Origin of the sequence: Pseudonocardia cypriaca, assembly GCF_006717045.1 — a bacterium.
Taxonomy (GTDB): domain Bacteria; phylum Actinomycetota; class Actinomycetes; order Mycobacteriales; family Pseudonocardiaceae; genus Pseudonocardia; species Pseudonocardia cypriaca.
Genome location: NZ_VFPH01000001.1, coordinates 226,721 through 250,504, shown reverse-complemented (window position 1 = coordinate 250,504; position 23,784 = coordinate 226,721). Strand labels below are relative to the sequence as shown.

Here is a 23,784-nt window from a genome sequence, read left to right as displayed (position 1 = left end):
GGCTACTCGGCCGCGCCGGCGGCTTTGAGCCGCACGTTCGCCCTGGCCGCCGCGGCTACGCCCTCGGGCTCCGACGAGTCGGCGCGCTGGAGCGCGTTGCGGGCGCGCGCCACGTCGATCTCGTCGGCCAGCTCGGCGTACTCGGCCAGCACGGTCACGTTGTCCGGCGTGATCGAGAGGAACCCTCCATGCACGGCCAACGTGGTGGACGTACCGTCCGTTCCGTCGACGCGGACGACGGCCGTGTCCTCCAGCTGCGCGAGCGTGGGCTCGTGACCGGGCAACACCCCGATCTCGCCCACCGTGGTGCGGGCGAGGACGAAGTTGGCCGATCCCGACCAGATCCGCCGCTCGACCGCGACCAGCTCCACCGTCATCTCAGCCACGGTGATCAGCCCTCGAGCTTCTTGCGGTTCTTGTCCAGGTCGTCCAGGCCACCGCAGAGGAAGAACGCCTGCTCGGGCACCTCGTCGAACTCACCCTTGGCGATCTTGTCGAACGCCTCGATGGTCTCCTTGAGCGGAACCGTGGAGCCCGGCTGGCCGGTGAACTGCTCGGCCACCAGGAGGTTCTGCGACAGGAAGCGCTCGATGCGGCGGGCCCGCCCGACGAGCTGGCGGTCCTCCTCGGACAGCTCGTCGATGCCGAGGATCGCGATGATGTCCTGCAGGTCGTTGTAGCGCTGCAGGATCCGCTTCACCTCGTTGGCCACCCGGAAGTGGTCCTCGCCGATGTACTGCGGGTCGAGGATCCGGGAGGTCGACGTCAGCGGGTCCACCGCCGGGTAGATCCCCTTCTGGGAGATCGGGCGGGAGAGCTCCGTGGTGGCGTCGAGGTGCGCGAACGTGGTGGCGGGCGCCGGGTCGGTGTAGTCGTCCGCGGGCACGTAGATCGCCTGCATCGAGGTGATCGAGCGGCCACGGGTCGAGGTGATCCGCTCCTGCAGCTCGCCCATCTCGTCGGCCAGCGTGGGCTGGTAGCCCACCGCGGACGGCATGCGGCCGAGCAGCGTGGAGACCTCGGAACCGGCCTGGGTGAACCGGAAGATGTTGTCGATGAAGAGCAGCACGTCCTGGTTCTGCTCGTCGCGGAAGTACTCCGCCATCGTCAGCGCCGACAGGGCGACGCGCATACGCGTGCCGGGCGGCTCGTCCATCTGCCCGAAGACGAGCGCGGTGTCGTTGATGACGCCGGACTCGGTCATCTCCGTGATGAGGTCGTTGCCCTCGCGGGTGCGCTCGCCGACACCGGCGAACACCGACGTGCCACCGAAGTTCTTGGCGACACGGGTGATCATCTCCTGGATGAGCACCGTCTTGCCCACGCCGGCACCGCCGAACAGGCCGATCTTCCCACCCTGCACGTACGGGGTGAGCAGGTCGATGACCTTGATGCCGGTCTCCAGCATCTCGGTGCGGCCCTCGAGCTTGTCGAACGACGGAGCCTGGCGGTGGATGCCCCAGAGGTCGCCGGTCGGCTTGAACTCCGGGTCGTCCAGGCACTCGCCGAGGGCGTTGAACACGTGCCCCTTGACCTGGTCGCCCACCGGCACCGAGATCGGGCGCCCCAGCGAGGTGACCGTCTGGCCGCGGACCAGGCCGTCGGTGGGCTGCATCGAGATGGTGCGCACCAGGTTGTCGCCCAGGTGCTGCGCGATCTCGAGGGTGAGCTTCTTGGCGAGGTCGCCGAACTCGACGTCGACCGTGAGCGCCGTGTAGAGCTCCGGCACCGCGTTGCGGGGGAACTCGACGTCGACGACCGGGCCGGTGACGCGGACGACCCGGCCGGTCGTGGTCTGGGTATCTGCGGTGGCGGTCATCTCAGCTCTCACTCCCTGCGCTGACGAGAGCGTCGGCCCCACCGACGATCTCACTGATCTCCTGGGTGATCTGCGCCTGACGGGCCTGGTTGGCCTCCAGTGTCAGGGTACGGATCAGCTCGTTGGCGTTGTCGGTGGCGGCCTTCATCGCCCGCTGGCGGGCGGCCGACTCCGATGCAGCGGCCTCGAGCAGCGCGGCGAACAGCCGCGCCCCGATGTACTTGGGCAGCAGTGCGTCGAACAGCGTGTCGGGGCTCGGCTCGAACGTGTACAGCGGCTTGACCTCGCCCGCTGCCTGCTGCGCCGCCTCCCGCCGCTCCTCGATCTCGCCGCCGGGCGTGCCGACGGTGTCGGCCTCGTACTCGACCTCCAGCGGAGCCATCCGCCGGGCCTGCGGCACCTGGGTGACCATGTTCTTGAACTGCGTGTACACCAGGTGCAGCTCGTCGACACCCGTGGCGTCGTCCTCGGTGCCGGCGATGAACGCCTCGACGAGGGTGCGCGCCGCCTCCGCCGCGTGGGCATAGGTCGGCTGCTCCGAGAAGCCCGTCCAGGACTGCTCCACGTTGCGGCGCCGGAACTTGTAGTAGCTCACGCCCTTGCGGCCGATGACGTAGAGCACCGGGTCCTTGCCCTGCTCGCGCAGCAGCTGCTGCAGCTGCTCCGCCTCCTTCAGGACGTTCACGTTGTAGCCGCCGCACTGCCCGCGGTCACTGGTGACCACGAGCACCGCGGCGCGCTTGGCCTGCTCGCGCTCGACGAGCAGCGGGTGGTCCAGCGCCGAGTTGTTGGCCAGCTCGGTGAGCACGGCCGTGATCTGCTCGGCGTAGGGCCGCGCCGCGTCGACCCGGGCCCGCGCCTTCATGATCCGCGAAGTCGCGATGAGCTCCATCGCGCGCGTGATCTTCTTGATGGACTGCGTCGACCGGATCCGCCGCCGCAGCACGCGAATCTGTGCCGCCATCCGCTACTCCTCAGCTCCCGGTCGTTCAGCTCGACGCCGGAGCGGGCTTGTTGACCTTGACGGTGTCCTTGTCGACCTCGTCCTCGTCGAGCGCCTCCGCCGGGGCCTCCTTCGGCACCACCGACGAGCCGTCGGAGGCGGTGAACTCCTTCTTGAAGTCCTTCACGACCTCGGCGATCCGGTCGGCGAGCTCGTCGGAGAGCTTCCCGGTGTCCCGGATCTCCCCGAAGATCCCCTCGTGGTTGCGCCGGACGTGGTCGAGGAACTCCGTCTCGAAGCGCCGCACGTCGGCCACCGGCACCGAGTCGAGGTGCCCGCGGGTGCCGAGGAAGATCGAGACGACCTGCTCCTCGACGGGGAACGGCTGGTACTGGGCCTGCTTCAGCAGCTCCACCAGGCGCGCGCCGCGCCCGAGGGCCGCGGCCGACGCGGCGTCGAGGTCGGAGCCGAACGCGGCGAACGCCTCCAGCTCGCGGTACTGCGACAGGTCGAGCCGGAGCGAGCCGGAGACCGTGCGCATCGCGCGGACCTGCGCGGAACCACCCACGCGGGACACCGAGATACCGACGTTGATGGCCGGCCGGACGCCCTGGTTGAACAGGTCCGACTCGAGGAAGCACTGGCCGTCGGTGATGGAGATGACGTTGGTCGGGATGTACGCCGACACGTCGTTGGCCTTGGTCTCGATGAGCGGGAGACCGGTCATCGAGCCGCCGCCGAGGTCGTCGGACAGCTTCGCGCAGCGCTCCAGCAGGCGGGAGTGCAAGTAGAAGACGTCGCCGGGGTAGGCCTCGCGGCCCGGCGGGCGGCGCAGCAGCAGCGAGATCGCGCGGTACGCCTCGGCCTGCTTGGACAGGTCGTCGAAGACGATCAGGACGTGCTTGCCCTGGTACATCCAGTGCTGCCCGATCGCCGACCCGGTGTAGGGCGCGAGCCACTTGTAGCCGGCCGGGTCGGACGCGGGGGCGGCGACGATGGTGGTGTACTCCAGCGCACCCGCCTGCTCCAGCGACGACCGGATGCCGGCGATCGTGGAGCCCTTCTGCCCGATCGCGACGTAGATGCAGCGCACCTGCTGCTTCGGGTCGCCGGTGGCCCAGTTCTGCTTCTGGTTGATGATCGTGTCGACGCAGACCGCGGTCTTGCCGGTCTTGCGGTCACCGATGATCAGCTGGCGCTGGCCGCGGCCGATCGGGGTCATCGAGTCGATGGCCTTGATGCCGGTCTGCAGCGGCTCGCGGACCTCCTGCCGCTGCACCACGGACGCCGCCTGCAGCTCCAGCACGCGGTCCGCCTCGGCCTCGATGTCGCCCAGGCCGTCGATGGGCTTGCCCAGCGGGTCGACCACGCGACCGAGGAAGCCGTCGCCGACCGGCACCGAGAGGATCTTCCCGGTGCGCCGGACCTGCTGGCCCTCCTCGATGTGGGCGTAGTCGCCCAGGATGACCGCACCGATCTCGTGCACGTCCAGGTTCAGTGCGACACCCTGCACGCCACCGGGGAACTCGAGGAGCTCGTTGGTCATCGCCGAGGGCAGGCCCTCGACGTGGGCGATGCCGTCGCCGGTGTCGGTGACGAGACCCACCTCTTCACGGGAGGTGTCCGTCTCCAGCGACGAGACGTAGCTGGAGATCGCACTCCGGATCTCCTCGGAGGAGATCGTCAGCTCTGTCATGGCTGTCGTCTGTTCCTTCTGTTCGTCAACGTTCGATGGTCAGCTGGGGAGGGAGCGGCGGGCGGCCGCGAGCTTGCTCGCGACGCTGCCGTCGATGACCTCGCCGCCGACCTGCACGACCAGACCGCCCAGCAGGCTGGGGTCCAGCTCGATCTGCAGTGACATCCGGCGCCCGTAGAGGCGGGTCAGCGAGTCTGTGAGCTTCTGCTCCTGCTCCGGCGAGAGCGCCACCGGCGTGGTGACGCGGGCGACCGACCGGTCGCGGCGGGCCGCGGCCAGCTCGGCCAGCTCCTCGCTCACGACGTCCAGGTGGCGGTCGCGCGGGAGCTGGACGGTCTGGCGCAGCAGCGCTGCCGTGACCGGCGAGACCTTGCCGTCGGTCAGCCGGTCGAGGAGCGCGACGCGACCGTCGGCCGGACGGGCCGTCTCGGCGAGCAGGGAGCCGAGCTCCGGCTCGCGGTCGAGCACGCGGCCGAAGCGGAACAGCTCGTCCTCGACGTTGTCGAGCGAGCCGTCCTTCTCGGCGACGGCGAGCAGCGCCTGTCGCGCGAGCACCTCGAACGCGCTGACCAGGTCGCCCGGCCGCGACCAGCGCGCGGCCACGAGCCCGCGTGCAACGTCGAGCGTGGGCGCGGCGAGCTGCTTGCCGAGCAGCCGGTCCACGAGGCCGGTGCGGGCCTCCTCCGGCGACGACGGGTCGGCGAGCAGCCGGCGCAGCGACCGCTGCTCCACGAGCAGACGCGTGACCGCGAACAGCTCGTCGCCGAGCCGCTGCAGGTCGGCCGCCGACGCCGAGTCGGCGTAGGCGTCCAGCCGGTCCGTGGCCGATGCCAACGACTCCCGGCTGGCCGCCTGCAGGACCTCGGCCATCAGCTCGCTCCGCCGGCCGGAGCGGTCTCCCGACCCTCCGCCATGGCGTCCAGCTCGGCCAGGAACGCGTCGACGGTGGCCGAACGGCGCGCGTCGTCGGCGAGGGACTCACCGATGAGGCGCTCGGCCAGCTGCACGGACAGCCCGCCGACCTCGCCGCGGAGCTGGCGAACGGCCTGCTCACGGGCCGCAGCGAGCTGCTCCTCGCCGCGCTGCCGGATCCGCGCGGCCTCCTCCTCGGCCTGGGCCCGCAGCTCGGCTTTGATCTGCTGACCCTCGGCACGGGCGTCGTCGCGGATGCGCGCCGCCTCGGCCCGCAGGCCGGCGAGCTGCTCCTCGTACTGCCGCTTGAGCTCGGCCGCCTCCTGCTGGGCCTCCTCGGCCCGCTTCAGCCCACCTTCGATCTTGTCCGTGCGCTCGGCGTAGACCTTCTCGAACTGCGGGAACGCCGTCTTGCGGAGGACGAGGAACAGCAGGATGAACGCGATGGTGCCGACGATGATCTCGACGGGATGCGGTACGAGGGGGTTCAGCTCCTCGGCCGCGAGAAGGGTGGTCGTCATGGGGTTCTCCTCCGCCTACCCGGCGTTCGGCTGGGTCAGGCCTAGAGCGCGAAGGCGAGCACGAGGCCCAGGATCGCGAGCGCCTCGGAGAGCGCCATGCCGATGAACGCGATGCCCTGCAGCTGGCCGCGGGCCTCCGGCTGGCGGGCGACGCCGTTGATGAACGCGGCGAAGACGATGCCCACGCCGATGCCCGGGCCGATCGCGGCGAGACCGTAGCCGATGGCGTTCAGGTTGCCGGTGATCTCGATTGCGCCCTGAGCGAGGGGGGTCATTGCACTTTCCTTTCGTCCGGTCCGGGGCACGTCCCGCGGACCCGTCAGTTCTGGCGAGCCGCGACGATCTAGTGGTCGTCGGCGAGGACGGTGCCGATGTACGACGCCGTGAGGATCGTGAAGACGTAGGCCTGCACCACCTGGATGAAGGCCTCGAAGAACGTGAAGACGATGCCCATGCCGAACGCGAACGGCGACAGGACGCCGAGCAGGATCGACTCGGAGTGCAGCAGCATGTACTCGCCGCCGAGGATGAACACCAGCAGCAGCAGGTGGCCGGCGAACATGTTCCCGAAGAGCCGCAGCGACAGCGTGACCGGCCGCAGCAGGATGTTCGAGAGGAACTCGATCGGCGTGAGGATGATCCGCACCCACCACGGCACCCCGGGCGGCCAGGTGGACACCCTCATGTAGCCGACGAAGCCGTGCCTGCGGATCCCGACCACGTTGTAGATCAGCCAGGACATGATCGCGAGGGCGTACGCGACGCCCGGGTGCGAGAACGACGGGAACTGGATCAGCGGGATGATCCCGAACAGGTTGTTCACCAGGATGAAGGCGAACAGCGTGGTGAGGTACGGGACGTACTTGAGGTACTCCGGCCCGATGTTGTCGCGGGCGATCGAGTTCCGCACCATGCCGTGGAACGACTCGCCGAGGAACTGCGCCTTGCTCGGCACCAGCGCCGGCCGCCGCGCCGTGTACGCGAAGAACGCGTAAACGATGATCGCGGCCAGCACGAACTGCAGGACCGGCTTCGTGACCTCGCCGAAGAGCGGCGGCAGCTGGAAGTCCTCGACACCCGGGGCGTTGAAGCCCGGGGTGGGTGCGGTGGCCAGGATGGTCACCCAGTACTCCTTCCGGTTCCACCGTCCGGGTGATCCGGGACGGCAGAATCGTGACGATCAGGACTTAACGTACCTGATGTAGATCAAGTACAGCGAGGCAGCCCCACCGAACAGCAAGCCGACCGGCAGGAACACACCCGTGCCCAGCAGTGCGTCCAATCCCCAGCCGATCCCGCCGAACAGCAGGAACCCGGACAGGAGATAGGACAGAGCGGTCCACGCGTCACCCGGCGGTGGCGGCTTCGCACCGCCGCCATGCGACTGGTCCGGCTCCATCAGGACGGACCATATCAGGCGAGTAAGCCGCTCTTTACCAGGGATGACCTCGGCGGACGCCGAGGCGGCCCGCCAGCGGTGGCTCTTCGGGCCCCCGGCGGCGCCGACCTGGCTCTATCGGCCGTAGAACAACGCACGAACGTGACACGGATCCCAGGGAGAGCCCACTCACAGACGCAGGCTTCACCCGTTCGGACCACTCACAGGTCCACCGCCGGTATCCGGGTGCGCACGAATCCGACGACCTCGCCGACGATCCACGCCGCCGTGACGGCCAGCATGGTGAACGCGAACGAGCGACTGTCGAACAGCGTGGTGCCCTGGAAGAGCAGCAGGAACACCAGCATGAAGAGGATCTTCACGCCGAACGCGGTCATCGCGCCGATCATCACGCCGGCCGGGGTGGCCCGTGCCGTCCGCGCCATCACCCACGTGCCCAGCCAGCCGAGCCCGCCCGCGATCACGGCCCCGACCAGCGCCCCCACCAGCCCGGGCACCCCGCGCAGCAGGAACGCCACCACCAGCGCGATCACGGCGACGACCGCTGTGACGATCGCGGCGGAGCGCTGCATCCCCGAGGCCAACCGCAGCACGGAGGCGACGTGTGGCGCGTCCTTCATCGGTTCGGGTGCGGTCATCTGGGAGCCCTCACTCTCGGGATCGCGGAGGCGAGCACGGCCACGAGCAGGCCGATCCCCACCGCCCACAGCACGATGAACGGGTCGTCGATCAGCGCCAGCGCCACGGCGCCGAACGCCAGCACACCCGCCCACAGGTAGATGAGCAGCACCGCACGCCGCTGGCTGTGCCCGATCTCGAGCAGCCGGTGGTGCAGGTGCATCTTGTCGGGCGAGAACGGCGAAAGCCCCTTGCGGGTGCGCCGCACCACCGCCATGAGCAGGTCGAGCAGCGGCACGAACACCACGGCGGCCAGCACGATCAGCGGCGCGAACAGCGCCAGCACGTCCTTGCCGTCCGCACCGATGATCGAGATCTTGCCCGATGCGCTGGTGGTGGCCGCGGCCAGCAGCACGCCGATCAGCATCGAGCCGGAGTCGCCCATGAAGATGCGGGCCGGGTTGAAGTTGTGCGGCAGGAACCCCAGGCACGCGCCCGCCAGCACGGCCGCGATCAGAGCGGGCGAGTACACCGACGGGTCGTTGCCGACCCGCCCCACCAGCCCGATCGTGAAGAGGCCCACGGCGGCCGCCGCGATCATCCCGACGCCCGCGGCGAGCCCGTCCAGCCCGTCGACGAAGTTCATGGCGTTGACCAGCGCCACGGTGAGAAGCACCGTCAGCAGCACGCCCTGCTCCTGGCCGAGGACGAGTAGCGATCCCGACTCCGACGAGTCGGCGCCACCCCACGGCACGAAGAACACCGTCCACTGCACGCCGAAGATCACCAGGATGCCCGCGGCCGTGGTCTGGCCCGCGAACTTCGTGAGGGCGTCCAGGTCGTAGCGGTCGTCCAGGGCGCCGACGGCGGCGAGCAGCAGCGCGGCGAGCAGCACGCCGCCCACCTCGGAGGCGTTGTTGTCGAACGCCAGTCGCAGCGCGGGCAGCTGGTAGGCCATCCCGACGCCGGCGAGCACGCCGGCGAGCATCGCGAGCCCACCCCAGCGCGGGGTGGGCGTGACGTGCACGTCGCGCTTGCGCGGCCACGCCACCGCGCCGAGCCGCAGCGCGAGCACCCGGACCGGGCCGACCAGCAGGAACGTCACGACCGTCGCCGTCAGACCCGCGAGCAGGAACTCCCGGATCGGCAGGACGAGCGTGGGTACCACCACGGCGGTGCTGGCTCAGGGAGCCGGTTAGGCGCGCGGGTACGCGGGCGCACGCGCGACGAGCGTCGAGACGGCCTCCGCCACGTCGGCCAGCTCGGCGTCGCCGGCCGGCGTGCCGTGCTCGGCCCGCACCGCGCGGCCGAGCAGCGTGCCGATCTCGGCCATGTCCGTCTCGGTCATCCCCTGGGTCGTGACGCTCGGCGAGCCGACACGCAGGCCGGACGGCTTGAGCGGGGGCGCCGGGTCGTACGGGATCGAGTTCTTGTTGAGCGTGATCCGGGCGGCGTCGCAGCGGGTCTCCGCCTGGTCGCCGGTGACCCCGATCGGGCGCAGGTCGACGAGCGCGAGGTGGGTGTCGGTGCCGCCGGAGACGGCCCGCATGCCTTCGTTCTCGAGGGCCTTGGCCAGCGCCTGCGCGTTGGCGATCACCTGGTGGGCGTAGGCCTGGTACTCCGGCTGCGCCGCCTCGCGCATCGCCACCGCCTTCGCGGCGACGGAGTGCATGAGCGGACCGCCCTGCGAGAACGGGAACACGGCCTTGTCGACGGCCTTGGCGTGCTCGGCCTTGGCGAGGATCATGCCGCCGCGCGGACCGCGCAGCACCTTGTGCGTGGTGGCGGTGACGACGTCGGCGAACGGCACCGGCGACGGGATCGCCTTGCCGGCCACCAGGCCGATGAAGTGGGCCGCGTCGACCATGAGCTTGGCGCCCACCTCGTCGGCGATCTGCCGGAACGCGGCGAAGTCGATCAGCCGGGGGTACGCCGTGGCACCGGCGATGATGAGCTTCGGCCGGTGCTCGAGGGCCAGGTCGCGCACCTGGTCGTAGTCGATCAGCTCGCTGTCCTCGCGCACCGTGTAGGACACCGCGTTGAACCACTTGCCGGAGAAACTGACCTTGCTGCCGTGCGTCAGGTGCCCGCCCTGCTTGAGGTCCATCGCGAGCACCGTGTCGCCGGGCTGCGTGAACGCGGCGTAGACCGCGAAGTTGGCCGACGCGCCCGAGTGCGGCTGCAGGTTGACGTGGTCGGCCCCGAAGAGCTCCTTCGCCCGCTCGTTGCCGATCTCCTCGGCGCGGTCGACGACCTCGCAGCCGCCGTAGTAGCGCCGGCCGGGGTAGCCCTCCGCGTACTTGTTCGACAGCGTGGACCCGAGCGCGGCCAGCACGGCCGGGCTGGTGAGGTTCTCGCTGGCGATGAGCTGGAGTCCCCCGCGCAGCCGGGCCAGCTCGTCGAGCACCACTCCGGCGATCTCCGGGTCCTGGTGCTGCAGCGCGTCGAAGTCCGGGCCCCAGAACGGGGTGCTCTGCTCGCTCACGGTTGAACGGTACCCGCTGCCGCCCGGTACCCGTCCGGGCGTTCCCGGAGCAACGATCGCGTTTGTTGCCAGTGCTCTCGCTTCGTGCCACACTTCCCCGCGTGACCGCCGCCGGAGCCCGCGCCCGCGTACGCGCCGAACTCACCCGGGAGATCGTCGAGGCAGCCCGCAGGCACCTCGCCACCGACGGCGCCGCCGGCCTGTCGCTGCGGGCCGTCGCCCGCGAGCTGGGCATGGCGTCCTCGGCGGTGTACCGCTACTTCGCGAGCCGCGACGAGCTGCTCACTGCGCTCATCGTCGACGCGTACGACGCCATCGGCGGGGCCGCCGAGCAGGCCGAGTCCGCCGCGGCACGCGAGGACCTGCGCGGACGCTGGCGGGCGGCGTGCCGGGCCACGCGTGAGTGGGCGCTCGCGCACCCGCACGAGTACGCGCTGGTCTACGGCTCGCCGGTGCCCGGTTACGCCGCACCCGAGACGACGATCGAGCCGGCGTCGCGCGTCGGGGTGCTGCTGTGCCGGGTGGTGGCCGACGGGGTGGCCGCGGGCACCATCGCCCCCGAGCCGGACGGCCAGCGCGCAGCCGACCTGCTCACCCCCGGAGTCGCCGAGCGCCTCGGACTGCCCCCGGCGCTGGCCCCGCGCGTCGTGGCCGCGTGGAGCAGCCTCTACGGCGCGATCAGCTTCGAGGTGTTCGGCCAGACCCACGGCGTGGTGGCCGACCACACCGCGTACTTCGACGCGACCGTCGAGCGCCTGGCCGCGCTGATCCCGCTCCCCTGAGCCCTTCCGTTCCGACGAACGGCGCGTTCGTCGGATAGGTTCCGGCGAACGCGCCGTTCGTCGGTATCGGCTCAGGCCGGGAGCACCTCTCGGCCCAGCACCTCGGACACGTCGGCCGCCTTCACCGCGCCCTCGCGGAGCACGCGGGGGTCGTCGCCGGTCAGGTCGACGATCGTGGACGCCACCGGCTCGCCGGACGGCCCGCCGTCGAGGTAGACCGCCACCTTCTCCCCGAGCTGCTCCAGCGCCTCCGCGGCCGACGCAGCGGGCGGTTGCCCGGAGACGTTCGCGCTGGACACCGCCATCGGGCCGACGTCGCGCAGCAGCTCCAGCGCCACCGGGTGCAGCGGCATCCGCAGCATCACGGTGCCCTTCGTCGAGCCGAGGTCCCACTTGAGCGACGGCGCGTGCGGCAGCACCAGCGACAGCCCACCCGGCCAGAACGCCTCGATCAGGTCCCGCGCCGCCTTCGGCACGCCGAGCACCAGCCCGTCGATCGTCGACCACGAGCCGACGAGCACCGGGACGGGCATGTCCGGGCCGCGCTGCTTCGCGCCGAGCAGGTTGCGCACCGCGGGCGCGCTGAACGCGTCGCAGCCGATGCCGTAGACGGTGTCAGTGGGCAGCACCACGAGCCGCCCGGCCCGCACGGCCTTCGCGGCCTCGGCAAGCCCCTCGGTGCGCTGGTCGGGGACGGCGCAGTCGTACGTGGAAGCCACGGCGGGAGCCTATGACGCCCGCTCATGCACCTCTTCACGGCCCACGCAACCGGTCGACGGGGGGCGTCGGCAGGGTCGGGGTGCGCGGGCCGAAGACGGGTGCGCCACGCGCCCGGGGGCAGGCCCCTGCCTGCCCCCACCGCATGCCCAAGAGGCCGCAGAGGCTCTCGCGGGGCGGCCTCGCGCACTGCGCGGCGCCACCGGAGGCCCCAGGGGCCTGGCAACCTGGTCAGCCTTCTCGGCCGAGGCACCTCTCGTCGGCTCACGCGGCCCGCCGACGGCGCGCCGTCGGAGGAGGGGTGCGTCAGGCGGTGTGGAGGGGGCGGCGGCGGGCCGTCGCGAAGCGGGGGCGGCCGGCCAGGTCGTGGTGCTCCTCCACGTCGGTCAGGACGCGGCGGCGGCGCATCAGGGCGGGCACGGACTCACCGTGGGTGTCGTCGTGCTCGATCGCGAGCGCGCCGCCGTAGCGCAGCAGGGCGGCGGACGCCGAGATGACAGCGCGGATGATCTCCAGCCCGTCCGGGCCGCCGTAGAGGGCCGTCGGTGGGTCCCAACCGGTGACCTCCGGCGGGAGCGACGCGCCGTCGGGGACGTACGGCGGGTTGCAGAGCACCAGGTCCACGTGCGTCTCGAGCTCGACGAGCAGGTCGGGCCCGCGCACGTCGGCCGCGTGCAGCTTGACGGCGGTGCCACCAGCGGCGACGTGGTCGGCGATGTTGCGGTGCGCCCAGGTCAGCGCGGCGGGGTCCAGCTCGACGGCGTGCACCACGGCATCCGGGCGGCTCGCCGCGACCGCGATGGCGAGCGCCCCCGTGCCCGTGCAGAGGTCGACGACCACCGGCGCGGTGACGTCGGCGATCTCGCGCAGCCCCCACTCGAGCAGCAGCTCCGTCTCGGGGCGCGGGGTGAACACGCCCGGCCCGACAGCGACCTCGACCGGACCGAGCACGGCCGTGCCGAGCAGGTGCTGCAGCGGCTCGCGGGCAGCCCTGCGGTCGACGAGCTTGCGCAACGCGTCCAGGACGTTCGTGTCGACGAGCGGGTGCAGCATGAGCTTCCCCCGTGGCACGCCGACGACGTGCGCCGCGAGCAGCTCCGCGTCCACCCGGGGCGAGGCCACCCCGGCCCCGGCGAGCACCCGCTCGGCCTCGAGGATGGCCAGCCGCAGCGGCTTGCGGCTCACGGACAGACCTCCCCGAGAGTCAGCATGGCCACCTTCATGACACGAGACGTCATGAAGGTGGCCATGCTGACATCCCGGGGCCTCATGACCCCACGGCCTCCGCGCGGTCGGCCGCCTGGAGAGCCTCGATCACGCCGTCCAGGTCGCCGTCGAGGACGGACGAGAGGTTGTGGGACTTGTAGCCCACGCGGTGGTCGGAGATGCGGTTCTCCGGGAAGTTGTAGGTGCGGATGCGCTCCGAGCGGTCGACCGTGCGCACCTGGGAGCGGCGCTGGTCGGACGCCTTCGCGGCCGCCTCCTCCTCGGCGAGGGCCTGCAGCCGTGAGCGCAGCACCTCCATCGCACGGGCCCGGTTCTGCAGCTGGGAGCGCTCGTTCTGGCAGCTCACGACGATGCCGGTGGGTAGGTGCGTGATCCGGACCGCCGAGTCGGTGGTGTTGACGCTCTGCCCGCCGTGGCCGGAGGAGCGGAACACGTCGATGCGCAGGTCGTTCTCGTCGATCTCGACGTCGGCGTCCTCGCCGGTGTCGGGGTACACGAGCACGCCCGCGGCGGACGTGTGGATGCGCCCCTGCGACTCGGTGACCGGCACCCGCTGCACGCGGTGCACGCCGCCCTCGAACTTGAGCGCCGACCAGACACCGTCGGCGACCGGTTCGCGCGAGCGCACCAGGAGCGTGAGGTCCTTGTAGCCGCCCAGGTCGGACGGCACGGAGTCGATGATCTGGGTGGACCAGCCGCGACGTTCGGCGTAGCGGAGGTACATGCGGACGAGGTCGGCTGCGAACAGGGCGGACTCCTCGCCGCCCTCACCCGACTTGATCTCCATGATCACGTCGTAGCCGTCGTGCGGGTCGCGCGGCACGAGCAGGTCGGCGAGCCGACGCTCCAGCACCGGGATCTTCGCGGCGAGCTCGTCGGCCTCCGCGGCGAACGACGGGTCCTCGGCCGCGAGCTCCCTCGCGGTGGCGATGTCGTCGCGCGCGGCGCCCAGCTCACGCGCGACCGCGACGATCGGGCCGATCTGCGAGTAGCGCCTGCCCAGCTTGCGGGCGGTGGCGGGGTCGGCGTGCACGGACGGGTCGGCGAGCCGCAGCTCCAGCTCGGCGTGCTCGGCGAGCACGGCCTCCACTGCCGGTGCTGATGTCATGACTCCTCCTCCTTCCCTGGTCCGAACATGCCGACGGCGCCCACCGTGATCCGGTGGGCGCCGTCAGATGAGCTACTTCTTGCCGGCCCGCTTGCCGTAGCGCGCCTCGAAGCGGGCGACGCGGCCGCCGGAGTCGAGGATCCGCTGCTTACCGGTGTAGAACGGGTGGCACGCCGAGCAGGTCTCGACGGTCATCTTGCCGCTGGTCTTGGTGCTGCGGGTGGTGAACGAGTTGCCGCAACCGCAGACGACCTGCGTCTCGACGTACTCGGGGTGGATGCCTGAACGCACGTTGGTTCCTCTCGAAGTGGCGCCGGGTCCCCGCGACGAGCAGGGTGAACCGGAGCCGGAGCGTGACATCCCATTCAACCACCCGGGCCGCCTGCGGATTCCCGCGGGCGGCCCGGACGGTTGCTGGGATCAGTCGTTGTCGTTGCCGGGGGTGCTCTTCGCGACCTGCATCAGGAACTCGATGTTGGTGCGCGTCTTGCGGAGCTGGGTGAGCAGCAGGTCGATGGCCTGCTGGTCGTCCAGCGCGGCGAGCACCCGGCGGAGCTTCACCATGACGGCGTACTCGTCCGGCGACATGATCAGCTCTTCCTTGCGGGTGCCGGAGTCGCCCACGTCGATGGCCGGGAAGACCCGCTTGTCGGCGATCTTGCGGTCGAGCTTGAGCTCGGCGTTGCCGGTGCCCTTGAACTCCTCGAAGATCACCGTGTCCATCGTGGACCCGGTCTCGACCAGCGCCGTTGCGAAGATCGTGAGCGAGCCGCCGTCCTCGATGTTGCGCGCAGCGCCGAGGAACCGCTTCGGCGGGTACAGCGCCGTGGAGTCGACACCACCGGACAGGATGCGGCCCGACGCAGGCGCGGCCAGGTTGTAGGCCCGGCCGAGGCGGGTGATGTTGTCGAGCAGCACGACCACGTCGTGGCCCAGCTCGACCAGGCGCTTCGCCCGCTCGATCGACAGCTCCGCGACCGTGGTGTGGTCGGTCGGCGGCCGGTCGAACGTGGACGCGATGACCTCGCCCTTCACCGACCGCTGCATGTCGGTGACCTCCTCCGGCCGCTCGTCGACGAGGACGACCATGAGGTGGCATTCGGGGTTGTTCGTGGTGATCGCGTTGGCGATGTTCTGCATGATCGTGGTCTTGCCCGCCTTCGGCGGCGACACGATCAGCGCGCGCTGGCCCTTCCCGACCGGCATGACCAGGTCGATCACGCGGGTGGTGAGCTTGTGCGGCTCGGTCTCGAGGCGCAGCCGCTCGTTGGGGTACAGCGGGGTGAGCTTCGTGAACTCGGGGCGGTTCTTCGCCGTCTCCGGGTCCTGGCCGTTGATGGAGTCGACGCGGACCAGCGGGTTGAACTTCTGCCGCGACTGCTCGCCCTCGCGGGGCTCGCGCACGGCGCCCGTGATCGCGTCGCCGCGGCGCAGGCCGTACTTGCGGACCATCGAAAGCGACACGTAGACGTCCGTGGGCCCGGACAGGTAGCCGGTGGTGCGGACGAACGCGTAGTTGTCGAGGATGTCGACGATGCCGGCGACCGGCAGCAGCACGTCGCCGTCGCGCACCTCGGTGTCGACGTTGCCGCCGCCACTACCGCCAGTCGTGCGGTCGCGATCGCGGTCGCGGCCCCGGCGACGGTCGCGGAACCGGCGGCCGCGCCTGCCCCGGCCGTCGCCGTCGTCGTCACCGTCGTCGTCCGGCCGGTTGTCGCGCGGGCCGCGGGAGTCGGCGCGGTTGTCGGTGCGGTTGTCCGGGCGGTCGCCGCGGCCGTCCCGGTTGGTGTCCCGGCTGTCGGTGCGGTTGTCGGCGCGGTTGTCCGGACGGTCGCCGCGGCTGTCGCGGTTGCCGTCCCGGTTGCCGTCGCGGCCGCCGTCCCGGCTGTTGTCGCGCCCGCCGCGGTCGCCCCTGCCGCCCTCGCGGCGGCTGTCGGGGCGCGTGTCGCCGCTGTCGCGGCCACCCTCGCGCTGGTCGGACGGGGCCGCGCTCGTGGGCTCCGCCGGCTGCTGCACCTGCTCGGCCTGCTGCTCGGCCTGCTGCTCGGCGCGGTTGCGCCGGCTCTGGCGGGAGCGCCGGGTGGGTGCCGGGGTGTCGGCGGTGTCTGCCGCCACCTCGGTGGCGGTGCCCGTCTCGGCAACCTTGTCGGTCGCCTTCTCGGCCACGCTGTCGGCCACCGGAGCGGGGTCGACCACCGGAGCGGGGTCGGCGGCAGGCGCCGGGTCGGCCGGAGCGGCCTGCGGTGCGGCGTCGGCAACGGCGGCACCGTTCACGGTGGACGTGACGGTGGGCGCACCCGCCGGCCGGGACGCGGCACGGCGGCGCCGGGTGGGGGCCGCCGCAGGGGCGGCGTCGGCGGCGGGGGCGGCGTCGGCAGCGGGAGCAGGAGCGGCGTCGGCTGCCGGAGCGGCGCCGTTGACGGCGGGCGCCTCGGCGCGGGCCGGGGCGGCGGGCTCGTCACCCGTGCCGGGGAGAGTGGGCTGAGCGGCGGCGGAGCGCTTGCGGCTCGGCGGCGCACCCTGCTTCTCCTTGATGGCGGCGATGAGGTCGCCCTTCCGCATCCCCGCGATGTCCGGGATGTTCAGCTCGCCGGCCAGCTGGCGGAGCTCCGCCAGCACCATGCCGCTGAGGCCACTGCGCTTGCGAGGGGCGGGGGCCTCGGTGCTGACGAGATCGGTCTCGCTCACAGATGTCCTTCCTGACCGACCGGGCCTCCAGCCCTGGTCAGCGGGATTCACACGCTCGCCCGGACGGTGTGCCGGACGACATGTCGGTCAACGGGTCGCGGGAAGAGCGGCCGCCCCGACAGCAAGGGTGGCGATCGTCGCGACGCTCCGGGGAAGAGGCCGCTCGGAACCGGTCTGACGCGGTGGATCTTGCGGATTCCGGCTCGAGTGGCCACGCGGATGCCGCGTGGATCGCCGTTGCGGTGCCGAGCGTAGTCGGTCTGCCCTGATCGCGGCAACAACCCCCTGTCATGGCGCGCCGGGAGGACGATCTCAGCCGACCTCGACCCGCGCACCCATCCCGTCGACGGGCAGCGGGAGGGCCGTGAACCCGTGAAGGTCCAGGTCCGAGGGCAGAACGCCGTCGGCGGTGATGGCCAGCACCGTGGGACCGGCACCCGAGATCGCAGCGGGGATGCCGCGGTCACGGAGCGTGTCGACCAGGTCGGCCGACGCCGGATAGGCCGGACGCCGGTAGTTCTGGTGGAGCCGGTCCTCGGTGGCGGGCAGCAGCAGGTCGGGGCGCTGGGTGAAGGCCAGCACGGCGAGTGCGCTGCGGCTGCCGGTGAAGGCCGCGTCGACCAGCGGGACGCGCTCGGGCAACAGCCCGCGCGTCGTGCTGGTGAGGGATTCGGTTCCCGCGACGAGCGCAACCGGGTGGATGCCCAGATGCGTCTCGAGCCGTACAGCGTGGAAGCGCCGCGAACTATTCCCACCGTTGTCCCACGCGACGACGAACCCGCCGAGCAGGCTGGCCGCCGCGTTGTCGGCGTGCCCCTCCATCCCCGCCGCGACCTGCAGGATCGTGTCGCGCTCCAGCTCCGCGTCGCGCCCCGCGAGCACCACGGCCGCCGTCGCGCCCGCCACGGCAGCGGCCGCCGAGCTGCCCAGCCCGCGCGAGTGCGGGATCGCGTTCCGGCAGCGCATCCGGATGCCGGGCGGAGCGTCCCCGACGACGTCCCACGCCGAGCGCATCGCCCTCGCCACGAGGTGGGCCTCGTCGCAGGGCACGCGGCCGGCGCCCTCGCCGGACACCTCGATCGAGACGCCCTCGGCCGCCACGGACACCTCGACGTCGTCGTACAGGCCGAGCGCCAGCCCGAGGGCGTCGAAGCCGGGCCCGAGGTTCGCCGAGGAACCGGGCACGCGCACCCGTACTTCGGAAGGACGCCCCATCAGCGACGGCCCGCCTTCGGCAGCGTGGGGACGCCCTCGATCATGCGAGCTCCAGGGCCGCGGCGACGGCGCCGGGGTCGATCGGCACCACGGTGGGCTCGGGGGCGGTGAGCAGGGCGGAGTCAGGGTCCTTCAGGCCGTGGCCTGTGACGGTGCACACGACCAGCGAGCCGCGGGGCAGCGTCCCGTCCTCGGCGGACTGCAGCAGGCCGGCCACGCTCGCGGCCGACGCCGGCTCGACGAACACCCCTTCCCGCGCCGACAGCAGCCGGTACGCGGAGAGGATCTCGTCGTCGGTGACGGCGGCGAAGCGGCCGTCCGACTCGTCGCGCGCGGTCATGGCGCCCGCCCAGGAGGCGGGTGCACCGATGCGGATCGCTGTGGCGATCGTCTCCGGCGCCGCCACCGGCGCGCCGTGCACGAGCGGTGCCGCGCCGGCGGCCTGGAAGCCGAACATCCGCGGCGGCGTGTGGATCAGCCCGTCGGCGAGGTACGCCTTGTACCCCTGCCAGTACGCGGTGATGTTGCCCGCGTTGCCCACCGGCAGGCAGTGCACGTCGGGGGCGCGGCCGAGCTCGTCGCAGATCTCGTAGGCGGCGCTCGCCTGCCCCGCGATCCGGGTGGGGTTCACCGAGTTGACGAGCGCGGCCACCGGGTAGTCGGCCGTGGTCTTGCGGGCGAGCTCGAGGCAGTCGTCGAAGTTGCCGTCGATCTGCAGGATCCGGGCCCCGTGCGCCACGGCCTGCGCCAGCTTGCCGAGGGCGATCTTGCCGCGCGGCACGAGGACGGCGCAGGTCATCCCGGCGCGCGTGGCGTAGGCGGCCGCTGAGGCGGAGGTGTTGCCGGTGGACGCGCAGAGCACGCCCTGCTTGCCCTCGGCGAGCGCGTGGGTGACCGCCATGGTCATCCCGCGGTCCTTGAACGAGCCCGTGGGGTTCGCGCCGTCAACCTTGAGGAAGACCTCGCAACCGGTGGCAGTGGACAGGTGGGGCGCGGGCAGCAACGGGGTGCCACCCTCGCCGAGCGTGACGACGGTCCAGCCATCCTGGACCGGCATCCGGTCCCGGTAGGCCTCGATCACGCCCGGCCAGCGGGTGAGCTTCTGCGCCGCGGTCATCCCGCCACTCCCTTCCGGCCCAGGTCCTCGACCCGAAGCACGCTGTGGACGCCGTGCACGACGTCGAGGCCGGCCAGCACGTCCACCGTGGCGGCGAGCGCCGCCTCCGGCGCCTTGTGCGTGACGACGACGATCCGCGCGGAGCCGTTGCCGTTGCCCTCGCCGGTCTGCCGGGCCGCCGCGATGCTCACGCCGTGGCGGGCGAACTCACCGGTGATCGTCGAGAGCACGCCTGCGCGGTCGACCACCTCCAGGCTCACGTGGTAGCGCGTGCGCAGGGTGCCGATCGGGCGCACCGGCAGGCTCGCGTACGCCGACTCCCGCGGACCGCGGCCGCCGAGCACCCGGTTGCGCGCCACCGCGACGAGGTCGCCCAGCACGGCGCTCGCCGTGGGCGCGCCCCCCGCTCCCTGCCCGTAGAACATCAGCTGGCCGGCGGCCTCGGCCTCGACGAACACCGCGTTGAACGCCCCGTCGACGGACGCGAGCGGGTGCGTGGCGGGGATCATCGCCGGGTAGACGCGCGCCGACACCGACTCGGGCATCGACTCGTCGGCCGGCGTCCGCTCGCAGATCGCCAGCAGTTTGATCACGCAACCCATCGTCGCCGCCGCCGCGATGTCGCCCGCGGTGACCGCGCGGATGCCCTCGCAGTGGACGTCCGCCGAGTTGACGCGGGTGTGGAAGGCCAGCGAGGCGAGGATCGCGGCCTTGGACGCGGCGTCGTAGCCGTCGACGTCAGCGCTCGGGTCGGCCTCGGCGTAGCCGAGGCGCGTGGCCTCCTCGAGGGCGTCTGCGTAGCTCGCCCCGGAGGCGGCCATCGCGGAGAGGATGAAGTTCGTGGTGCCGTTGACGATCCCGGCGACGCGGGTGATCCGGTCCCCGGCGAGCGACTCGCGCAGCGGGCGCAGCAGCGGGATCGCCCCGGCGACGGAGGCCTCGAAGTACAGGTCGACGCCCGACGCGTCGGCGGCCTCGGCGAGCGCGGGGCCGTCCTCGGCGAGCAGGGCCTTGTTCGCCGTGACCACCGACTTGCCGGCCTTCAACGCCTCGAGCAGCAACGTGCGCGCCGGCTCGATGCCACCGATCACCTCGACGACGACGTCGACGTCCTCGCGCGTGACCAGGCCGGACGCGTCGGAGGTGAGCAGGTCGCCCAGGTCGGCGTGCTTGTGCGGGCGGCGTACGGCCACCCCGGCCAGCTCGACGGGCGCACCTGCGCGGGCGGCCAGCTCGTCGGCCTGCTCGTGCAGCAGCCGCACGACCTCACGGCCGACGGTGCCGCAGCCCAGCAGGGCCACGCGGATCGGTTTCACGCCCCGATCCTCGCTGGTGCGCTCCCGCGAGCGGCACCCCGGGTGCGCACTCTTCGCTCTCCCTCGCTGCGCTCGGTCGGCGCTTCGCGCGGGCGCTGTGACATTGATTCGCTCGCAAGCTCGCTCATTACGCCAGTACCTCCAGACGGAACTGGTCCTCGAGCGTCTCGCGGCGCAGCAGGGTCCGCGCCTCGCCGTCGCGCACGGCGACCACGGCGGGCCGGGGCAGGCGGTTGTAGGAGCTCGCCATCGAGTAGCAGTAAGCGCCGGTGGCGGCCACGGCCAGCAGGTCGCCGGGGGCGAGGTCGGCGGGCAGCCAGCAGTCGCGCACGACGATGTCGCCGCTCTCGCAGTGCTTGCCGACCACCCGCGAGAGCACGGCGTCGCCGCTGCCGTCGCGCTCGGACGAGCGGGAGACGAGCCGGCAGTCGTAGACCGCGTCGTAGAGCGCGGTGCGGATGTTGTCGCTCATCCCGCCGTCGACGCTCACGTAGCGCCGCATCGAGGACCCGCCGAGCGGCACGTCCTTGAGCGTGCCGACCGTGTAGAGCGTGATCCCGGCCGGCCCGGCGATCGCCCGGCCCGGCTCCACCGCGATCTTCGGCACGTCGAGGTCCTCGGCGTGGCACTCCCGCTTGACGATGCCGCGCAGCTCCTCGGCCAGCTCCGGCACGTCGACCGGGGTCTCGTCGGCGCGGTAGGCGATGCCGAAGCCGCCGCCCAGGTCGAGGGTGGTGAGCGCCGCCAACGCGTCGCCGCCGTGCTCCTTGTGCAGCCGCGCGAGGAACCGCACGACGCGGTGCGCCGCGACCTCGAAGCCCTCGGTGTCGAAGATCTGGCTGCCGATGTGGCTGTGCAGGCCCACGAGCGCGAGCCCGTCGGCGGCGAGCACCCGCCGCACGGCCTCGGCGGCCGCGCTCGCCTCGCCGCCCGAGATCGAGAAGCCGAACTTCTGGTCCTCGTGGGCGGTGGCGATGAACTCGTGCGTGTGCGCCTCGACGCCCACGGTCAGCCGGATCATGACCGGCACGACGACGCCGCGCTCGCGCGCCACCGCGTCGAGCCGGGCGATCTCGTGGAACGAGTCGAGCACGACCCGGCCGACGCCGGCCTCCACGGCCGCGACCAGCTCGTCGAGGGACTTGTTGTTGCCGTGCAGCGCGATCCGCTCCGGCGGGAAGCCCGCGCGCAGCGCGACGGCCAGCTCGCCGCCGCTCGCCACGTCGAGGGACAGGCCCTCCTCCGCGACCCAGCGGGCCACCTCGGTGCACAGGAACGCCTTGGCGGCGTAGTGCACCGCCTCCGCGCCGAACGCGGCGGCGAACTCGGCCGCGCGGGAGCGGAAGTCGGCCTCGTCGATCACGAAGAGCGGGGTGCCGTACCGCTCGGCGAGGTCGCGCACGTCGACGCCGCCGACCTCCAGCGCGCCGCCCTCCCCGCGGTCGGCGTGGCGCGGCCACACGGCGGGCGCGAGCTCGTCGAGGCCCGCGGCGTCGAGCGGGCGTGCTCCCGCGGTCTCCGGCGGGACGGTGATGCCGGCGTGCAGCGGGCCGGCGGGGTGGGCGTTCACATCCGCTCCGGAGCCGAGACGCCGAGCAACCCGAGCCCGTTGGCGAACACCTGGCGCGCGGCGACGCAGAGCGCCAGCCGGGCCCGGTGCAGGTCGCCGACCTCCTCGTCGCCCATCGGCAACACGCGGCACGTGTCGTAGAACTTGTGGTACGCGCTGGCCAGCTGCTCGAGGTAGCGGGCCACCCGGTGCGGCTCGCGCAGCTCCGCGGCAGTCGCCACCACGGCCGGGAACTCGCCGATCGTCCGGATCAGGTCGCCCTCGCGCGGGTGCTCCAGCAGGCCGTAGGCGTCGCCGGGCTCCAGGCCGAGGTCGGCGGCGTTGCGGGCGAGCGACGCCAGCCGGGCGTGCGCGTACTGCACGTAGAAGACCGGGTTGTCGTTCGAGCGCTTGACGAGCAGGTCGAGGTCGATGTCGAGCGGTGAGTCGACCGACGAGCGCACCAGCGAGTACCGCGCGGCGTCGACCCCGACGGCCTCGACCAGGTCGTCCATCGTGACCGTGTTGCCGGCGCGCTTGCTCATCCGCACCGGCTTGCCGTCCTTGACGAGGTTGACCAGCTGCCCGATCAGCACCTCGACCACGGCCGGGTCGTCGCCGAACGCGGCGGCGGCCGCCTTGAGCCGGCCGATGTAGCCGTGGTGGTCGGCGCCGAGCATGTAGATGCACAGGTCGAAGCCGCGCGAGCGCTTGTCGCGCAGGTAGGCGAGGTCACCCGCGATGTAGGCGGGGTTGCCGTCGCTCTTGATGACCGGACGATCCTTGTCGTCGCCGAAGTCCTTGGACCGCAGCCACCACGCACCATCGGCGAAGTAGAGGCTGCCGGAGTCCTTCAGCTGCTGCACCGCAGCGTCGACCGCGCCCGACTCGTACAGCGACTGCTCGTGGAAGAACACGTCGAAGTCGGTGCCGAACTCGTGCAGCGTGCGCTTGATGCTCTCGAACATCCGCCCGACGCCCACGCGCCGGAACACCTCGTCGCGCTCGCTCTCCGGCAGGTCGAGGACACCCGGCTCGGCCGCGACGACCTCCTGGGCGACCTCGCCGATGTAGGCGCCCGCATAGCCGTCCTCCGGCGTCGGCTGCCCGAGCGCCGCCGCGAGCAGCGACCTGACGAACCGGTCGATCTGGGCGCCCGCGTCGTTGAAGTAGTACTCGCGCGTGACCTTGGCCCCCCGCGCGGACAGCACCCGGCCCAGCGCGTCGCCGACCGCGGCCCAGCGGGTGGCGCCCATGTGCAGCGGGCCGGTCGGGTTGGCGGAGACGAACTCCAGGTTGACGTTGCACCCGGCGTGGTCGTCGCCGGTGCCGTAGCCCTCGCCCGCCGCGAGGACGTTCCCGACGACGGCGCCCTGGGCGTCGGCTGCCAACCTGATGTTGATGAAGCCGGGGCCCGCCACCTCGGCACTGACGACACCCTCGCGCCCGGCCAGGTCCTCGGCCAGCCAGCCGGCCAGGTCGCGCGGGGCGACACCGACCTTCTTCGCGGTGCGCATGGCCACGTTGGTGGCGTAGTCGCCGTGCTCGGGGTTGCGCGGCCGCTCCACTGTGACGTCGGCGGGCAGCGCCGTGAGGTCCAGGCCGCGTCGCGTCAGCACGTCGGACGCGGCGGCACGGACCAGTTCGGCAAGCACGTCGGGAGTCACCAGTC

The 23,784-nt window shown here is 72.0% G+C and carries 23 protein-coding genes; 1 reads left to right on the top strand and 22 read right to left on the bottom strand.

Features of this window, described 5'->3' with window-relative positions; all coding sequences use genetic code 11:
- Positions 1 to 2: 2 nt before the first annotated feature.
- From FB388_RS01260 to FB388_RS01205, 12 genes are all read right to left on the bottom strand, one after another.
- A complete protein-coding gene (locus tag FB388_RS01260; protein WP_211361711.1) occupies positions 3 to 377 on the bottom strand; it encodes a F0F1 ATP synthase subunit epsilon in 375 nt (124 codons plus the stop codon).
- A 14-nt stretch (positions 378 to 391) separates the two neighbouring features.
- Positions 392 to 1,819 carry a F0F1 ATP synthase subunit beta gene (gene atpD / locus FB388_RS01255; RefSeq protein ID WP_142095756.1) on the bottom strand — a complete coding sequence of 476 codons (1,428 nt, stop codon included), beginning with the start codon at positions 1,817 to 1,819 and terminating at the stop codon, positions 392 to 394.
- A 1-nt stretch (position 1,820) separates the two neighbouring features.
- Positions 1,821 to 2,783, bottom strand: a complete 963-nt coding sequence (locus tag FB388_RS01250) for a F0F1 ATP synthase subunit gamma (protein WP_142095754.1) — start codon at positions 2,781 to 2,783, stop codon at positions 1,821 to 1,823.
- A gap of 25 nt (positions 2,784 to 2,808) precedes the next feature.
- On the bottom strand, positions 2,809 to 4,458 hold the full coding sequence (gene atpA, locus FB388_RS01245; RefSeq protein WP_142095752.1) for a F0F1 ATP synthase subunit alpha: 1,650 nt from the start codon (positions 4,456 to 4,458) through the stop codon (positions 2,809 to 2,811).
- A gap of 39 nt (positions 4,459 to 4,497) precedes the next feature.
- Positions 4,498 to 5,328 carry a F0F1 ATP synthase subunit delta gene (locus FB388_RS01240; RefSeq protein ID WP_211361710.1) on the bottom strand — a complete coding sequence of 277 codons (831 nt, stop codon included), beginning with the start codon at positions 5,326 to 5,328 and terminating at the stop codon, positions 4,498 to 4,500.
- Positions 5,328 to 5,891, bottom strand: coding sequence for a F0F1 ATP synthase subunit B (locus FB388_RS01235; RefSeq protein WP_142095750.1), 564 nt, complete (start codon positions 5,889 to 5,891; stop codon positions 5,328 to 5,330). The genes FB388_RS01240 and FB388_RS01235 overlap by 1 nt, the downstream gene beginning before the upstream one ends.
- 41 nt (positions 5,892 to 5,932) lie before the next feature.
- The gene (gene atpE / locus FB388_RS01230) at positions 5,933 to 6,166 is read right to left on the bottom strand and encodes an ATP synthase F0 subunit C (RefSeq protein ID WP_142095748.1); all 234 of its coding nucleotides are present in this window, start codon (positions 6,164 to 6,166) and stop codon (positions 5,933 to 5,935) included.
- 68 nt (positions 6,167 to 6,234) lie between these two features.
- Positions 6,235 to 7,014, bottom strand: a complete 780-nt coding sequence (gene atpB, locus FB388_RS01225; protein WP_211361709.1) for a F0F1 ATP synthase subunit A — start codon at positions 7,012 to 7,014, stop codon at positions 6,235 to 6,237.
- A gap of 57 nt (positions 7,015 to 7,071) precedes the next feature.
- Entirely contained in the window at positions 7,072 to 7,290 is a 219-nt protein-coding gene (locus tag FB388_RS01220) for an AtpZ/AtpI family protein (RefSeq protein ID WP_142095746.1), read from the bottom strand.
- Positions 7,291 to 7,490: 200 nt separating this feature from the next.
- Positions 7,491 to 7,928 carry a Cg1360 family ATP-synthase-associated protein gene (locus FB388_RS01215; protein ID WP_142095744.1) on the bottom strand — a complete coding sequence of 146 codons (438 nt, stop codon included), beginning with the start codon at positions 7,926 to 7,928 and terminating at the stop codon, positions 7,491 to 7,493.
- Positions 7,925 to 9,076, bottom strand: coding sequence for a glycosyltransferase family 4 protein (locus FB388_RS01210; RefSeq protein WP_142102440.1), 1,152 nt, complete (start codon positions 9,074 to 9,076; stop codon positions 7,925 to 7,927). The genes FB388_RS01215 and FB388_RS01210 overlap by 4 nt, the downstream gene beginning before the upstream one ends.
- A 27-nt stretch (positions 9,077 to 9,103) precedes the next feature.
- Complete coding sequence (locus FB388_RS01205; RefSeq protein WP_142095743.1) at positions 9,104 to 10,393, bottom strand: serine hydroxymethyltransferase; 1,290 nt, start codon at positions 10,391 to 10,393, stop codon at positions 9,104 to 9,106.
- A 101-nt stretch (positions 10,394 to 10,494) separates the two neighbouring features.
- On the opposite strand from FB388_RS01205, the gene FB388_RS01200 reads away from it, so the two are divergent.
- Positions 10,495 to 11,175 (top strand): TetR/AcrR family transcriptional regulator, encoded by a 681-nt coding sequence (locus tag FB388_RS01200; RefSeq protein WP_142095741.1) that lies wholly within the window; start codon positions 10,495 to 10,497, stop codon positions 11,173 to 11,175.
- A gap of 71 nt (positions 11,176 to 11,246) precedes the next feature.
- Here the strand turns inward: FB388_RS01200 and FB388_RS01195 are convergent, their stop codons facing one another.
- From FB388_RS01195 to argS, 10 genes are all read right to left on the bottom strand, one after another.
- The gene (locus FB388_RS01195; RefSeq protein WP_142095739.1) at positions 11,247 to 11,894 is read right to left on the bottom strand and encodes an L-threonylcarbamoyladenylate synthase; all 648 of its coding nucleotides are present in this window, start codon (positions 11,892 to 11,894) and stop codon (positions 11,247 to 11,249) included.
- A 304-nt stretch (positions 11,895 to 12,198) separates the two neighbouring features.
- On the bottom strand, positions 12,199 to 13,077 hold the full coding sequence (prmC, locus tag FB388_RS01190) for a peptide chain release factor N(5)-glutamine methyltransferase (RefSeq protein WP_142095737.1): 879 nt from the start codon (positions 13,075 to 13,077) through the stop codon (positions 12,199 to 12,201).
- A gap of 82 nt (positions 13,078 to 13,159) precedes the next feature.
- Complete coding sequence (gene prfA, locus FB388_RS01185; protein WP_142095735.1) at positions 13,160 to 14,227, bottom strand: peptide chain release factor 1; 1,068 nt, start codon at positions 14,225 to 14,227, stop codon at positions 13,160 to 13,162.
- 72 nt (positions 14,228 to 14,299) lie between these two features.
- Entirely contained in the window at positions 14,300 to 14,518 is a 219-nt protein-coding gene (rpmE, locus tag FB388_RS01180; RefSeq protein WP_094923524.1) for a 50S ribosomal protein L31, read from the bottom strand.
- A 129-nt stretch (positions 14,519 to 14,647) separates the two neighbouring features.
- Complete coding sequence (rho, locus tag FB388_RS01175) at positions 14,648 to 16,915, bottom strand: transcription termination factor Rho (RefSeq protein ID WP_142095733.1); 2,268 nt, start codon at positions 16,913 to 16,915, stop codon at positions 14,648 to 14,650.
- A 312-nt stretch (positions 16,916 to 17,227) separates the two neighbouring features.
- Entirely contained in the window at positions 17,228 to 18,130 is a 903-nt protein-coding gene (gene thrB, locus FB388_RS01170; RefSeq protein WP_142095731.1) for a homoserine kinase, read from the bottom strand.
- A gap of 40 nt (positions 18,131 to 18,170) precedes the next feature.
- Positions 18,171 to 19,247 (bottom strand): threonine synthase, encoded by a 1,077-nt coding sequence (gene thrC / locus FB388_RS01165; protein ID WP_142095729.1) that lies wholly within the window; start codon positions 19,245 to 19,247, stop codon positions 18,171 to 18,173.
- The gene (locus tag FB388_RS01160) at positions 19,244 to 20,563 is read right to left on the bottom strand and encodes a homoserine dehydrogenase (RefSeq protein ID WP_170225421.1); all 1,320 of its coding nucleotides are present in this window, start codon (positions 20,561 to 20,563) and stop codon (positions 19,244 to 19,246) included. Before FB388_RS01160 ends, thrC begins: the two co-directional genes overlap by 4 nt.
- 127 nt (positions 20,564 to 20,690) lie before the next feature.
- A complete protein-coding gene (gene lysA, locus FB388_RS01155; protein WP_142095727.1) occupies positions 20,691 to 22,133 on the bottom strand; it encodes a diaminopimelate decarboxylase in 1,443 nt (480 codons plus the stop codon).
- On the bottom strand, positions 22,130 to 23,779 hold the full coding sequence (gene argS, locus FB388_RS01150) for an arginine--tRNA ligase (protein WP_142095725.1): 1,650 nt from the start codon (positions 23,777 to 23,779) through the stop codon (positions 22,130 to 22,132). Before argS ends, lysA begins: the two co-directional genes overlap by 4 nt.
- Positions 23,780 to 23,784 lie beyond the last annotated feature (5 nt).

Excerpts from the sequence above, each read along its gene's own strand:
- atpD (WP_142095756.1), bottom strand. The coding sequence starts at position 1,819 with ATGACCGCCACCGCAGATACCCAGACCACGACCGGCCGGGTCGTCCGC.
- thrC (WP_142095729.1), bottom strand. The coding sequence starts at position 19,247 with ATGACCGCGGCGCAGAAGCTCACCCGCTGGCCGGGCGTGATCGAGGCC.
- FB388_RS01235 (WP_142095750.1), bottom strand. The coding sequence starts at position 5,891 with ATGACGACCACCCTTCTCGCGGCCGAGGAGCTGAACCCCCTCGTACCG.
- FB388_RS01250 (WP_142095754.1), bottom strand. The coding sequence starts at position 2,783 with ATGGCGGCACAGATTCGCGTGCTGCGGCGGCGGATCCGGTCGACGCAG.
- FB388_RS01240 (WP_211361710.1), bottom strand. The coding sequence starts at position 5,328 with ATGGCCGAGGTCCTGCAGGCGGCCAGCCGGGAGTCGTTGGCATCGGCC.
- atpA (WP_142095752.1), bottom strand. The coding sequence starts at position 4,458 with ATGACAGAGCTGACGATCTCCTCCGAGGAGATCCGGAGTGCGATCTCC.
- FB388_RS01260 (WP_211361711.1), bottom strand. The coding sequence starts at position 377 with ATGACGGTGGAGCTGGTCGCGGTCGAGCGGCGGATCTGGTCGGGATCG.
- FB388_RS01215 (WP_142095744.1), bottom strand. The coding sequence starts at position 7,928 with ATGACCGCACCCGAACCGATGAAGGACGCGCCACACGTCGCCTCCGTG.
- atpE (WP_142095748.1), bottom strand. The coding sequence starts at position 6,166 with ATGACCCCCCTCGCTCAGGGCGCAATCGAGATCACCGGCAACCTGAAC.
- prfA (WP_142095735.1), bottom strand. The coding sequence starts at position 14,227 with ATGACATCAGCACCGGCAGTGGAGGCCGTGCTCGCCGAGCACGCCGAG.
- thrB (WP_142095731.1), bottom strand. The coding sequence starts at position 18,130 with ATGGGGCGTCCTTCCGAAGTACGGGTGCGCGTGCCCGGTTCCTCGGCG.
- FB388_RS01220 (WP_142095746.1), bottom strand. The coding sequence starts at position 7,290 with ATGGAGCCGGACCAGTCGCATGGCGGCGGTGCGAAGCCGCCACCGCCG.